The 13,196-nt window shown below is 65.2% G+C and carries 13 protein-coding genes; 4 read left to right on the forward strand and 9 right to left on the reverse strand.

What is annotated here, in order from left to right; translation table 11 throughout:
- Positions 1–37: 37 nt before the first annotated feature.
- On the reverse strand, positions 38–1,153 hold the full coding sequence (gene alr, locus F7R19_RS02380; RefSeq protein ID WP_061959402.1) for an alanine racemase: 1,116 nt from the start codon (positions 1,151–1,153) through the stop codon (positions 38–40).
- 480 nt (positions 1,154–1,633) lie between these two features.
- On the opposite strand from alr, the gene lplT reads away from it, so the two are divergent.
- Complete coding sequence (gene lplT / locus F7R19_RS02385) at positions 1,634–2,953, forward strand: lysophospholipid transporter LplT (RefSeq protein ID WP_061959413.1); 1,320 nt, start codon at positions 1,634–1,636, stop codon at positions 2,951–2,953.
- A 113-nt stretch (positions 2,954–3,066) separates the two neighbouring features.
- Here the strand turns inward: lplT and F7R19_RS02390 are convergent, their stop codons facing one another.
- From F7R19_RS02390 to tsaB, 4 genes are read right to left on the reverse strand one after another with little or no spacing between them, the layout of a single operon-like run.
- Positions 3,067–4,158, reverse strand: a complete 1,092-nt coding sequence (locus F7R19_RS02390) for a DUF1853 family protein (RefSeq protein WP_150979242.1) — start codon at positions 4,156–4,158, stop codon at positions 3,067–3,069.
- Positions 4,133–5,122 carry a uracil-DNA glycosylase gene (locus F7R19_RS02395; protein ID WP_150979243.1) on the reverse strand — a complete coding sequence of 330 codons (990 nt, stop codon included), beginning with the start codon at positions 5,120–5,122 and terminating at the stop codon, positions 4,133–4,135. The genes F7R19_RS02390 and F7R19_RS02395 overlap by 26 nt, the downstream gene beginning before the upstream one ends.
- Positions 5,119–5,610: a ribosomal protein S18-alanine N-acetyltransferase gene (gene rimI, locus F7R19_RS02400; protein WP_150979297.1), complete on the reverse strand. Its 492-nt coding sequence runs from the start codon at positions 5,608–5,610 to the stop codon at positions 5,119–5,121. Before rimI ends, F7R19_RS02395 begins: the two co-directional genes overlap by 4 nt.
- 53 nt (positions 5,611–5,663) lie before the next feature.
- Positions 5,664–6,458 (reverse strand): tRNA (adenosine(37)-N6)-threonylcarbamoyltransferase complex dimerization subunit type 1 TsaB, encoded by a 795-nt coding sequence (tsaB, locus tag F7R19_RS02405; protein WP_150979244.1) that lies wholly within the window; start codon positions 6,456–6,458, stop codon positions 5,664–5,666.
- A 188-nt stretch (positions 6,459–6,646) separates the two neighbouring features.
- Here tsaB and F7R19_RS02410 point away from each other — a divergent pair, with 188 nt between their 5' ends.
- On the forward strand, positions 6,647–6,916 hold the full coding sequence (locus F7R19_RS02410; protein ID WP_061959398.1) for an acyl-CoA-binding protein: 270 nt from the start codon (positions 6,647–6,649) through the stop codon (positions 6,914–6,916).
- A gap of 3 nt (positions 6,917–6,919) precedes the next feature.
- Here F7R19_RS02410 and F7R19_RS02415 read toward each other — a convergent pair whose 3' ends face one another.
- Both F7R19_RS02415 and F7R19_RS02420 read right to left on the reverse strand, forming a co-directional pair.
- Positions 6,920–8,476 carry a DHA2 family efflux MFS transporter permease subunit gene (locus tag F7R19_RS02415; protein ID WP_150979245.1) on the reverse strand — a complete coding sequence of 519 codons (1,557 nt, stop codon included), beginning with the start codon at positions 8,474–8,476 and terminating at the stop codon, positions 6,920–6,922.
- A complete protein-coding gene (locus tag F7R19_RS02420; protein WP_061959396.1) occupies positions 8,473–8,943 on the reverse strand; it encodes an SRPBCC family protein in 471 nt (156 codons plus the stop codon). Before F7R19_RS02420 ends, F7R19_RS02415 begins: the two co-directional genes overlap by 4 nt.
- A 226-nt stretch (positions 8,944–9,169) precedes the next feature.
- On the opposite strand from F7R19_RS02420, the gene F7R19_RS02425 reads away from it, so the two are divergent.
- Positions 9,170–9,586 (forward strand): VOC family protein, encoded by a 417-nt coding sequence (locus tag F7R19_RS02425; RefSeq protein WP_150979246.1) that lies wholly within the window; start codon positions 9,170–9,172, stop codon positions 9,584–9,586.
- A gap of 76 nt (positions 9,587–9,662) precedes the next feature.
- On the opposite strand, the gene aceB is transcribed toward F7R19_RS02425, so the two are convergent.
- Positions 9,663–11,249 (reverse strand): malate synthase A, encoded by a 1,587-nt coding sequence (gene aceB, locus F7R19_RS02430; protein ID WP_150979247.1) that lies wholly within the window; start codon positions 11,247–11,249, stop codon positions 9,663–9,665.
- Between the two features lie 49 nt (positions 11,250–11,298).
- Positions 11,299–12,000, reverse strand: a complete 702-nt coding sequence (locus F7R19_RS02435) for a haloacid dehalogenase type II (protein WP_150979248.1) — start codon at positions 11,998–12,000, stop codon at positions 11,299–11,301.
- 173 nt (positions 12,001–12,173) lie between these two features.
- Here F7R19_RS02435 and F7R19_RS02440 point away from each other — a divergent pair, with 173 nt between their 5' ends.
- The gene (locus tag F7R19_RS02440) at positions 12,174–13,109 is read left to right on the forward strand and encodes a LysR family transcriptional regulator (RefSeq protein WP_061958256.1); all 936 of its coding nucleotides are present in this window, start codon (positions 12,174–12,176) and stop codon (positions 13,107–13,109) included.
- Positions 13,110–13,196: the final 87 nt, after the last annotated feature.

Below are 13,196 nucleotides of genomic sequence, written 5' to 3' on the forward strand. Positions count from 1 at the left end.
TGGGAGCGGGATCGGGTCAGCTTGAGGGTCAGGCGGATCAGGCGCGGGCGACGTCGTCCGCCGTGGTCAGCGTGGCGACGGTGGTCGGCACGCGCGGCGCCAATGCGCACATCAGCTCGTAACCGACCGTGCCGCTCGCGGCAGCCACGTCATCGATCGGCAGGCCGTGACCCCACAACGTGACCGGCGACCCGATCTTCGCCTTCGGGCACGGCGTGAGGTCCACACAGATCATGTCCATCGACACGCGACCAACGAGGTCGGTGCGCACGCCATCGACCAGCACCGGTGCGCGCCGCTCGCCCCAGCCCAGCGCGTGACGCGGATAGCCGTCGGCATAGCCGCACGCGACCACGCCGATTCGCATCGCGCGCTCGGCCGTGAACATCGAGCCGTAGCCTACGGTATCGCCGGGCTGCAGATCCTGGATGGCAATCAGTTCGCTGTGCAGCGACATGGCCGGCTGCAGCCCGGTGTGCTCGATATCGGCGCTCAGGCCCGTGGGCGAGCCGCCGTATAGGATCACGCCCGGGCGCACCCAGTTGCGATGCGCCCCGGGATGCCACAGCACGGCCGCCGAGTTCGACAAGCTGGCTTCGCCCGGCAGATTCGCGGTGGCGGCGTCGAACGCCTCTATCTGGTGCGCGATGCCGCGCGGGCTATCCGCATCCGAGAAATGCGTCATGTGGACGATACTGCCCACACAGGACATGGTGCGGGCCCGTTCCCAGGCAGCGCGATATTGCGCCGGACGGAAGCCAAGCCGGTTCATGCCTGTATTGAGCTTGAGCTGGATCGCAAGCGGCCCCTTCGGCCGGGCCTGCTCAAGCATGCGCAGTTGCTCTTCGCAGTGCACGGCCGTGGTCAGCCGGTATTGCTCGATCACCGCGATGTCCTGCGGATCGAAAAATCCTTCCAGCAGCAGGATCGGGCCCTGCCATCCCAGCTCGCGCAGCAGCACGGCTTCGCTGAGGTCTAGCAGGCCGAAACCGTCCGTAGCCTTGAGGCCGGCGAACGCGCGGCGAATGCCGTGCCCATAGGCGTTGGCCTTGACTACCGCCCAGACGCGGGCGTTTGGCGCGTGGCGGCGCACCACCTCAAGGTTGTTGGCCAGCGCGGGCTGGTGGATGACGGCGTGAATGGGTCTGGGCATGAAATATGACGACTTGGGCGGATTGCCTGGCGGGAGATCGCCCGGCGCTGCACCAGATCAGGGAAGACCCGGTCGGCAACCCGCAGAATTTGAGCGTTGAGATGGCACGGACTGTGCGGTAGCGGGCATCTGGGACAACCGGCGGCCGGCATCGTCCGGGCGACTTTCTCGCAGGCGATATTTGACCACATTAAAGCGAAGATTCCGGGAATCCATTGAGCGACATTGTGTCCAATCCGCGTTTGCCAGTGTGCTGAATCGTCGCAGTTTCGTGATATAAAGCCGGACGCTCCGGCCATGTTTTAAAAGAGAAGCAATATGTCAATGACGGCGAGGCAAGCCGCAAGGCGCGCGAAAGTTGCGCAGCAGCCCCAGTTTGACAAGGCCGGCGCAGCAGGTTCCCTGCAAGCCGCGACGCTGCCCGCCGGCGCGCTTTTGCCCGTCCACACGGACATCCGCGATGGAGACAAAGTCGACAGTATGAAGAAGGGTTTCTACACGATCATGGCCGCGCAGTTCTTCTCGTCGCTGGCCGACAATGCCCTGCTCATCGCGGCCATTGCCCTTCTGACCGAGTTGCACTCCCCGCAGTGGATGACACCGCTGCTCAAGCTGTTCTTCGTGCTGTCGTATGTGGTGCTTGCGGCATTTGTAGGGGCCTTCGCCGATTCGATGCCCAAGGGCAAGGTGATGTTGATCACCAATGCGATCAAGATCGTCGGGTGCGCCATCATGATGTTCGGGTTGCACCCGTTATTGGCCTACGGCATCGTGGGCTTCGGCGCGGCGGCCTACTCGCCGGCCAAGTACGGCATCCTGACCGAATTGCTGCCGCCCGAAAAACTCGTGATGGCCAACGGCTGGATCGAAGGCCTGACGGTCGGGTCGATCATCCTGGGTACGGTGGTTGGCGGCGCGCTGATCTCCGTGCACATTTCGTCGCTGTTGCTGCGCTTCGACCTGCCCTATATCGATACGGGCATCAACACGCCGGCCGAAGCAGCGATGGTGGTGATCATGCTGTTCTATTTCATCGCCTCGGTCTTCAACCTGTTCATTCCCGATACCGGTGCCCGCTATCCGCAACAGGAAAAGAACCCGATCAAGCTGATTGCCGAATTCGGCGACTGCTTCATCGCGCTGTGGCGCGACAAGCTGGGCCAGATCTCGCTAGCTGTCACCACGTTGTTTTGGGGCGTCGGCGCCACGCTGCAGTTCATCGTCCTCAAGTGGGCGGAAAAATCGCTTGGCCTGAATCTGTCGCAAGGCGCACTGCTGCAGGCCGTGGTGGCCGTCGGCGTGGCGGTCGGCGCGATCATGGCCGCCGCGCGCATTCCGCTGCGCAAGTCGCTGTCGGTGCTGCCATTCGGCGTCGCGATGGGCGCCACGGTCATGCTGATGGCGTTCTATACCAAGGACACCATGCCCGCGGTGACGCTCGATGTGCTGGGCATGCACATGCCGCTCTACATGGCCATCGCGTACGTGTTCCTGATGATCGTCGGTGCGATGTCGGGCTATTTTGTGGTGCCGATGAACGCGCTGCTGCAACACCGGGGTCACGTGCTGCTGTCGGCGGGCCACTCGATTGCGGTGCAAAACTTCAACGAGAATGTTTCCGTGCTGCTGATGCTGTGCCTGTACGCACTGATGATCAAGCTGAACATTCCGATCGGCTTCGTGATCGTCGCGCTGGGCCTGTTCATCTGCGTCACCATGGCGCTGGTCATGCGACTGCACAAGCACAACGTCAAAATCCACAACTCGCTGGCGATGATCGGCGAAGACAAGCACCACTAGCCCGCCAGCGGCATCCGGCGGCCTCGGTGCCGCCTCGATTGCCAACCGGCCGCACTGCGCTGGCCGCTTATCCCATGCTCACACCCTCTTGACGGCGGCGCCGTCCCGGCCAGTCAGCGCGTGCGCAGCCGCGCCCGCGCCTCCCAGTCCTGCGGCACGATGAATCCGCGCGAACGCTCCTGCCAGAAGCCTGGTTCGTCGGCGGGCTCCAGTTCGCAAACCATCACCGGCGATTCGCGCCGCCACGCATGCTCGGGATCGGCGAAGCGGCGTATCAACGCCGCATGCAGCGATGCAGCCGATTCGGTCTGCGACTCCGCGACCCGGGCGCCGGACAGCCAGTCCGCGCGCGGCAGCCGATACCACCGCACCGCAGCGCCGTCGGCAGCGGCTGCTCGCGCCATCCAGGCATCGAGGTTCGACCACCAGCCGTGCAGATGATCAGCCGCGATGCCCAGCGCATCGAGACCGGCCGGGATCTCTCCGTCGCGATAGAACAACCAGCCGAGCAGATAGATTTCGCTGCGGTCGATGGTGTGCCCGAGCATTGCGCGCGCCTCGGCCGTGCGGCCCAGCGGCAATTGTCGATGGAGGATGTGATCGAGCTTGTCGCCGAGGCGATCGACCAGATTCGGCCCGACGAACGCGCGCCGGTCAGGCACTGCATCGGCCATCAGGTAGAACTTCGCGGCCATTTCCCAGTGCACGATCTGGCGCGAAGCGGGCTCGCGCCAGATCAGGTCCAGTTCGCCCAGCGTCTGCACGCCGTGGCCATTGGCGCGGCGGATCGGCACATTGGCGGCCAGCAGTTCGATGCCAGGCATCCGCGTGAACGCAAAATGCAGCAGTCGTTCGGCATGGCGGCCCAGCCGCAGGCTGCGGCTGGCGGTGGGGTCGGGATGGCCGCTCAGTTCCGCAATGGTCTCGGGCAACGTCGCGGGATCGGCATGGGCCAGCCACGAGGTCCAGTCGCTGGCGACGCCGGCTGGCAGACGCGCCAGCCGCACGTCATCGTGCTGCACGCCGGGAGGCAGACTGGAAAGTAACTGCGGCGACAGCGAGCACCACGCCAGGTCGCGCGTGCGTTGCGACGCGGCGCTGCGCCAAAGCGGCGGCGCGTCGGCAGGCGCTACGCCGGCGGTGGCTGGTGGCCCGCCGGGGCACGCCATCTGGACAGGATCAGGCTTGAGCTCCCGCACGTTCATGTACCTCGCGCGCCAGACAGAGGTCTTCCCACGCGCGCGCCTTGTCGGTCGTCGTGCGCAGCAGATAGGCCGGGTGATAGGTCACCACGACCGGAATGCCTTCGTACTGGTGCACCGCGCCGCGCAGCTTGCCGATCGGCGTGGTGGACCGTAACAGCGATTGCGCGGCAAACCGGCCCAGCACCACGATCACCTTCGGCTTGATCAGCGCAATTTGCCGCTTCAGGTATGGCTCGCATTGCGCTACCTCGTCCGGTTCGGGATTGCGATTGCCAGGCGGCCGGCACTTGAGCACGTTGGCGATGTAGACATTGCGCCCGCGCGCCATGCCGAGTGAAGCCAGCATGTTGTCGAGCAGCTTGCCGGCCTGGCCGACGAACGGCTCGCCCTGGAGATCCTCGTTCTCGCCGGGCGCCTCGCCGACGAGCATCCATTCGGCGTTCATATCACCGACGCCGAACACGGTATTCGTGCGCGTTTCGCACAGGCCGCAAGCGGTGCAACCGGCCACGCTCTGCGCCAGTTCCGTCCACGGCATCTGCGCGATGGCGGCCTCGCGCGATTGCTGCGCCGGCGAGGATTGACGCGGCGCCGGCGCGACAGGGCGCGCGGAATCAAGCGGCGGAGGCGCATCAAACGCTTCGGCCATCCGCGCTACATCGGCCACGTGAGCCGCCGCGGCTGCGGCATTGGCATCGACCATCGCGTCGGCGACTGGATTTGTCCTGACATCGCCTGCGGCATGGGCCGTGGCGGGCTGTGCCGGCGCGGACTGTTCGACCATGGCGGGTGCGGCAAGATCACGCGCTGGCGTGGCGCTGGTCGTGCCCGCTTGCGGCGCAACGCCGTGCTCCGGATCGGACGCGGCATCGGCATGCGAATCGGCTTGCGCGTCGTTAAGCCCGCGCGGCAGCCACTCGGTCGTGATGCCCAGCGCTTCCAGAAACATGACGCGGCGATTCATACCGGATCTCCCTCATGGGCATCCGACCAGACGCGCCGCAGCACCAGGGCGTCTTCGCGTCCCGTTGCAGTGGCCGGATAGTAGTGCTTGCGTCGGCCGATTTCCACGAATCCAGCTTCGGCATACAGCGCAAGCGCGCCGGTGTTCGACGGGCGCACTTCCAGCAGCATGGTATGCAGATGCTGCGCATGCGACGTGGCCAGCGCCACGGCCAGCAACAGGCGCCCATAGCCCTGCCGCTGGTAGACCGGATCGACCGTGATGTTGAGCAGGTGCATTTCGTCAACCACCGGCATCAGCATGACGTACCCGACCAGCACCGCCGCCGGATCGCGCAGCGTCAGGCCGAAGTGCCCCGCCTTGAGCGAGTTCTCGAAATTGCCGCGCGTCCACGGATGGCTGTACGCACGCTGTTCGATCTCGGCCACCGCTTGCAGATCCAGCGCACTCATCTGATGCAGTTGCCAGCCAGGCGCCATCGTCGGCATCTCTGGCACATCGGGCCAAGCCAGCGTATTGGCGAATCGCTCCGGCGCGGCGCTCACGCGACATCTCCCCGGCCCGGGACCGCTTCCATGGCCTTTGCCGCGGTGGCGGCGGCTGCAGCCTTGGCCGCCGCGACGGCTTCGCGCTCGACGATGGTCTGCGCGACCTTATCGCGCACGTAGATCGGCATGGCCTGGGCCGCGTCGATGGTCTCGCCGCGCGCCAGCGCTCGCATGCCGATCGACACCATCGCGCGGGCGTCGGGCAACGCGTCCGGCAGAATCCGCGCCGCCTGCGCGGCTACCGCCAGGCGCTCGCCGAACACGGCTGCCGCATTGCCGGCCAGCCAGTAAGGCCCGGCGGGCGCAACAATTGCCTCGGGCGCGCCGACATGCATCGCCCCTTCCATCGACCAATCGCCGCGGCCTTCGTCCCAGCGGAACGCCGCGGCATAGACTTCGTCCATGCGCGCATCGAGTCCGACCAGCACCGACGCGCCGGCCGGCAGACCGGGCGTGGCGGTGCGCGCACTTTCGGCGCAGGCCATCAAGACATTGACGGGAATGACAGGGAGGTCCGCGCCGAAGGCCAGACCCTGTGCCACGCCGCACGCCGTGCGCAGGCCGGTGAAAGATCCGGGGCCCGCGCCAAACGCGATCGCGGCGCAATCGGCCAGACGAATGCCGGCTTCGGCCAGCACCTCGCCGGCGGCAGGCAGCACGCGCGACGACGAGCGCGCACCAGTATGCTCATGACGGAAAAAACACTCGACGGCGCCGCCGGAAACGGCACGCCCGAGTGCAACGGAACACCACTCTGTGGAGGTCTCGACAGCAAGAATCCAGGACATGGCAGCGATTGTATCCGCTCTCACGCGCAAAGCTGTACTGGCGATGGCCGTGCGCGCCAAACGCCTCGCGCGGCAAAGGCCAGCGCGCCGCCGACCGAGAGCTTCTTCGGATTTTTTTGTCCGATACGGACGGCGCCGCCCTATATCATCCGCAACTGTTATCGACAAACTGCCACCCCGGAGACACCATGAGCGACCTGCAGGCCCAATTCGACCAGGCTCAAATCGACGTCAAGACCCTGACCGAGCGCCCCAACAACATGACGCTGCTGCGCCTTTACGCGCTGTACAAGCAAGGCGCCGAGGGCGACGCGCACGGCGACAAGCCGGGCATGACTGATTTCGTCGGCCGCTACAAGTTCGAAGCGTGGGAAGCGCTCAAGGGCACCAGCCAGGACGACGCCAAGCAGAAATACATCGAGCTGGTGGGCGACCTGCTGGCAGGTCGCGCCAGCTGATCCTCAGGCCGCCGGAACCGGCCGCGGGCGAATGCGCCACGCGGCCAGAATCGCGGTGGCAATCACCAGCCCGACCGCCAGGAACGTCTCGTCGAATGCGTGAATGCGCGCGGCCTGGGCCGCCGCATCGCCGCCCGTGCCGAGCACTGCCCCATGTTCGGCAAGCCGCCACTGCAAACCCACGCCAGCCAGCCCCACGCCAATCGCCCCGCCAAGCTGCCGCAGGAAGTTGATGCAGCTAGACCCCTGCGCGATCAGAGAAAAATCCACGCCGCGCATCGAACCCAGCGTCAGCGACGGCAGGATGCAACCCAGGCCGATGCGGCCAACGATCGCGTAAAGCACCAGCAGAAGATAGGGCGTGACCGTCGACACGGTCGCCATCAGCAGGAATGACCCGGCCAGCAGCACCAGGCCGAACGACACCTGTCGATGGGGCGGCACCCGGCTGGTCAGGCGCCCCGCCGCTGCAATCGTGAGCGCGAGCGCGATGCCCGCGGGCATCAGCACGATGCCGGCCGCCGACGGCGTATAAGACAGCGCCGTCTGCATGTAGACGGGCAGCAGGTAGGTGGATCCGAACAAACCCGCGCCGTAGATGAATGCCACCACGGCGCCGGCGGCAAACTGTCGGTAGCTGTAAAGCCGCATGTTCATCAGCGGATCGGCCGCGCGCAGTTGCCAGGCAACGAAGGCGACCAGCATCGCCACGCCGAAGGCGGCCAGGCCCAGCCCTTCGCCAAGGCTCTCGCGCATGGCGACCAGTCCGTTGAGCAGACTCACCGTGGCGACGCCCACCAGCGCCAGCCCACGCCAGTCCAGCGGCTTGCGCTCGCCCATCATCGCGGAATCCACAGCCATGAAGCGCCGGCCCATCCACAGGCCGATCAGCGTCAACGGCACCACGACGAAAAAGATCGAGCGCCAGCCGAAGGTTTCCACCAGAAAACCACCCACGCTGGGCCCGATGGCGGGCGCCAGCACCACGCCGAAGCCGAACAGCGACAACGCCTTGCCCTGCTCGCGCTCCTCGAACACGCGCAGGATGAAGATATTGGGCAACGGCTGCATGATGCCGGCGGCGATGCCTTCTGCCACGCGCATGGCCAGCATCACGCCGAAGGTCGGAGAAAACCCGCCGACGAATCCGCCCAGGCCCAGTAACAGCAACGAGCCGATAAACGTGCGTCGCAGCCCGTAGCGGTTGAGCAGCCATGGCGTCAGCAGCATCGACAGCGTCATGGCAATCATGAAACTGGCGGCGACCCACTGGGCGCGTTCCTGTCCCAGATGGAAATGGCGGCTCAGATCGGGAACGGCCACGTTGACGATGGTCGACGACATGATCGACGACATCGTCCCGAGCATCAGCGTCACCAGAATCAGCCAGCGCAGGCGGTCGCCATAGCGGGCGCGCAGCGTCGCGCGCGTGGGGCCGCCGCGCTTGTCACCGGGCTTGCCGGGCTTGTCGTCAGGCTCGTCCGGCCCGCCGCTTCTGTCCGCCCTGCCTGCCGCATCCCCGCTGCCGGTACGTGCCGGCGCAGTGGACGGCCGCGTCACCCTAGCCTGCCCGTCAGCGCGATTTCACGGATCTTGCGCACGGTGTCGAGATCGGCCTCGTGGTATGCGGACTTGACGATCTCGGCATAGCGGTCGTCACCGCTGGCATCGACCGCCGGCATGGTCGTCTGATAGATAAAGCGCACCAGCAACGCGCCGGGCGCGGGCGTCTCGATGATCATTTCGAGCGTGCCGCCTGCGTGCTCGGCCGTGGCGGCCGATTCGTAGCGCACGGCCTGTCGCGGCTCGTACACCACGCGATCGCGCACATGGGCCTTGCCAAAATGCAACACCCGTTCGATCCAGCCGTCGCCGCGGTCGACAATTTCCGCGCTGTCGAGGCCCAGCATGAAGAGTTCCGGCGATTCCGCCCGCAATACAAGGCCTTGCCAGAGCTGGTCGGCCGACAACGGCTCCAGCGCCGGGTTGCCTGGGTCATTGATCTCCACCAGGTGTTCGAAACGCAACTTGACTCTCCCAATCGTGAATTTGCATATTATGGGCCCTCCCGCGCGAGGCTGCGTCGCCGACATGGGCGCGGCGTCCGTCATCACTGCTGACAAAACATGTCAGGAGCGGGCGCGCAGAATGCTGGCCCGGTGTGTGCAAGTGCGTCAGTAGTCGTCACCAGTCGTCAGGAGCCGTCAGGAGCGGCTCCGCGGGCGCGCGCCGGAGAACGCTCAGGAGGCAGGCATGGAGTTGTTGATCAACATCGACGTCGATGACCTCGAACGCGGCATCGGCTTTTACGAGGCAGGGCTGGGGCTGCGGCTTCACCGCAAGCTGTTCGACGGCACGGTGGCCGAGATGCATGGCGCATGCGCGCCGATCTATCTGCTGGCCAAGGCGGCCGGCTCGCTGGCCACCACGCGCAGCGACACGCGGCGCGACTACACGCGGCATTGGACGCCCGTGCACCTGGACTTCGTGGTCGCGGCGCTCGAACCCGCCATCGAACAGGCGCTTGGCGCCGGCGCGGAACTGGAAGACTGGCCGCAGGATTTCGCATGGGGCCGCCAGGCCCGCCTGTCCGATCCATTCGGGCATGGCCTGTGCTTTATAGAATGGAAGTCCGGCGGATACGACGCGCCGGGCTCGCGACCGGTCTGAATCGGTATCAACAAAAAACCCCATGGTTTTGGCCATGGGGTTTTTTGCTGGCGGACGCCGGAACAACGAGCGACGCTCAGACTTCCTCGTACAGCGGCAGCGTCAGGAATTCGGCAAAGTCTTCCGAAGTCGACATCTGCTCGAAAATCTGCGCGGCGCGATCGTAGGTCTTCGTCTCGCCACCGACCACTTCCTTCACCTTGGCCAGTTCTTCCGGGATCAGGCCGCGCACCAGCTCGGCGGTCACCTTGCGGCCGTCTTCGAGCTTGCCCTTCGGCGAGCGGATCCATTGCCAGACCTGCGAACGCGAGATCTCGGCGGTGGCCGCATCTTCCATCAGGTTGTGAATCGGCACGCAGCCGTTGCCGGCCAGCCAGGCGCCCAGGTAGTGGATGCCGACGTTGATGTTCATGCGCAGGCCAGCTTCGGTGATCGGCGCTTCGGGCTTGAAGTCGAGCAGGTCGGCCGCCTTGACTTCGACGTCCGGGCGTTGCTTCTCGAACTGGTTGGGCTTGTCGCCCAGCACGGCCACGAATTCCTTCATCGCCGGCTCGACCAGCCCCGGGTGAGCCACCCAGCCGCCGTCATAGCCATCGGTGGCGTCGCGACGCTTGTCGCCGATGATGCCCTGCATGGCGATCGCGTTCTTCTCCGGATCGTTCTTGATCGGGATCAGCGCGCTCATGCCGCCGATCGCCGGAGCACCGCGCTTGTGGCAGGTCTTCAGCAGCAGCAGCGCGTAGGCGCGCATGAACGGCGAGGTCATCGTCACCTTGGCGCGGTCGGCCAGGCAGAAGTTCTTGTCCACCTTGAACTTCTTGATGCACGAGAAGATGTAGTCCCAGCGGCCGGCGTTCAGGCCCGCGCTGTGGTCGCGCAGTTCGTACAGGATTTCTTCCATTTCGAACGCGGCGAGGATCGTCTCGATCAGCACGGTCGCCTTGATCGTGCCTTGCGGCAGGCCAATCTCGTTCTGCGCCATCACGAAGATGTCGTTCCACAGGCGCGCTTCCAGATGGCTTTCCATCTTCGGCAGGTAGAAGAACGGGCCGGCGCCGCGGGCGATCTGTTCCTTGGCGTTATGGAACAGGAACAGCGCGAAGTCGAAAATGCCGCCCGAAATGCGCTTGCCATCGATCGTGACGTGCTTTTCGTCGAGATGCCAGCCGCGCGGACGCACCTGCAGCGTGGCGATCTTGTCGTTGAGCTTGTAGTGCTTGCCGTTGCTGTCCAGCGTCAGCGTGCGGCGCACCGCCGCCTTCAGGTTGACCTGCCCCTGCATCTGGTTGTGCCAGTTCGGGGTGTTCGAGTCCTCGAAGTCGGTCATGTAGCTGTCAGCGCCCGAATTGAAGGCGTTGATCACCATCTTGGCTTCGACCGGGCCGGTGATTTCCACGCGGCGGCATTCCAGCGCCTTGGGCACCGGCGCCACCTTCCAGTCGCCTTCGCGAATGGCCTTGGTTTCCGGCAGGAAATCGGGAATCTCGCCGGCGTCCAGGCGCTTGGCGCGCGCCACGCGCGCAGCCAGCAGTTCCTGACGACGCGGCTCGAAGGCGCGGTGCAGCTTGTCGACCAGGGCCAGGGCTTCCGGCGTGAGGATGTCTTCGTAAGCCGGCAGGATCTCGCCGGTAATCTTCATGCCCGCGGGCAGCGTGATAGCCATCAGTCTTCTCCTGTATGTGCGATGGTGTGTGAGGGGATGACCACGCTTGTCAGACCGTTGCGCCCGAGGCGGCAACGAAAGCAAGCAGGTCGTTCATGTCGTGCCCGGTGCCGGTGGGCGCCACGTCGAGGCGCTCCGCCGGGTGGCCGGCACGATTGATCCAGAAAGTGGTGTAGCCGAACCACGTGGCGCCGCATGCATCCCAGCAGTTCGACGAGACGAACAGGATCTCGGCGACCGGCAGCCGGAACGCTTGCGGTCCCAGCGCATACGCGGCCGGCGCGGTCTTGTACTGGCGCACCGCATCGACCGACAGCACATGGTCGAACAACCCGTGCATGCCTGCGCTCTTGACCGCGATGTCCAGCATCTCCGGATTGCCATTGGACAGGATGCCCAGCGGCAGATTCGCACGACGCAAGCGCTTGAGCGCCGCGAGGTTTTCGGGGAACGCCGACAGGCACGCATATTCCTTGAGCAAGTGAGCCTGCGACGCTTCGTCGAGGTCCAGCGCCAGCCGGTCCGCCGCATAACGCAGCGCGTCGATCGTGATGTCCCAGAACGGCTTGTATCGCGCCCCGTCCGGCGCGGCCAGCGAGCGCAGCCGCGAATAATCGATCTGGCGTTCGCGCCATAGCAGCGCCAGCGCTTCGCCCTTGCCCGGAAACAATTGCTCCGCGCGCGCCGTGACGGAATACACGTCGAACAGCGTGCCATAGGCATCGAAAACGACCGCGCGGATCTTGTTCATCTATGGACTCTATAAACGCCAGGGACTGAATGGGGCTGTACACGATTGAATGCATCGAATTCTAGAGACGCGTTGCAGTGCGGCAAAGCCAAGTGCGGTCACTTGATCTTTTACTTTTGCACTACTAATCTTGGCCTTCCTCATCAAGACTGTGTATCAGCCAGCGAACATTCGTGGACCATTTCAAGCAACTGGAGACTTTTGTATCGGTCGCATCACGTGGCAGCCTCTCCGCCGCGGCGGCTGCCGAGGGCGTGGCGCCGGCCATCATTGGCCGGCGCATCGACGCGCTGGAAGAGCGCCTGGGCGTCAAGTTGCTGGTCCGCACCACGCGCAAGATCACGCTGACCTTTGAGGGCTCGGCCTTCCTGGAGGACTGCCAGCGCATCCTGAACGATCTGCACAATGCCGAAGCGAGCGTCTCCGCGGGCGGCGTCAAGGCCAGCGGACACCTGCGCGTGACCGCGCCGGCCGGTTTCGGCCGCAAGCATGTGGCGCCGGTGGTGCCGCTGTTTATCGAATCGCATCCCGACGTCACGCTGACGCTCGACCTTTCCGATCGCGTGGTCGATCTGGTCAACGAAGGCTTCGATTGCGCGATTCGCCTCGGCGATCTGCCCGATTCGAGCCTGGTGTCGATCCGCCTGGCCGAAAACCGGCGCGTGGTGGTGGCGTCGCCCGAATACCTGGCGCGCGCCGGATCGCCACAGCAGCCGGACGACCTGTCGCGCCACAACTGCCTGGCCTTTGGCGCCAGCGCCAATGTGCAGCGCGGCTGGGTATTCCAGCAGGATGGCCGCGCCATCACGGTCAAGGTTGGCGGCACGATGGAATGCACCGACGGCGCGGTGCTGCACGCCTGGTGCCTGCAAGGCCACGGCCTGGCATGGCGCTCCTGGTGGGAAGTCGGCCATGAGATCGCCAGCGGCCGACTGGTCACCGTGCTGGACGAATTCCAGGCGCCGCCGATCGGCATTCATGCGGTATTCCCGCAGCGCAAGCATCTGCCGCTGCGCGTTCGTCTGTTCATCGATCATCTCAAGAACACCTATGGCAACCCGGCCTACTGGCGACGCGCCGAACAGGCGCCGGCCAGCGGTGCCGACTAAGCTGGCCAGTGGCGCGGACCCACTGCGCGGACCAGATTCGCGGCCGACGCGACATCGCCGATTGCTTGAATCGCAATTCGCGCGATT

This window comes from Cupriavidus pauculus, from assembly GCF_008801835.1.
In the GTDB taxonomy this organism is placed as follows: domain Bacteria; phylum Pseudomonadota; class Gammaproteobacteria; order Burkholderiales; family Burkholderiaceae; genus Cupriavidus; species Cupriavidus pauculus.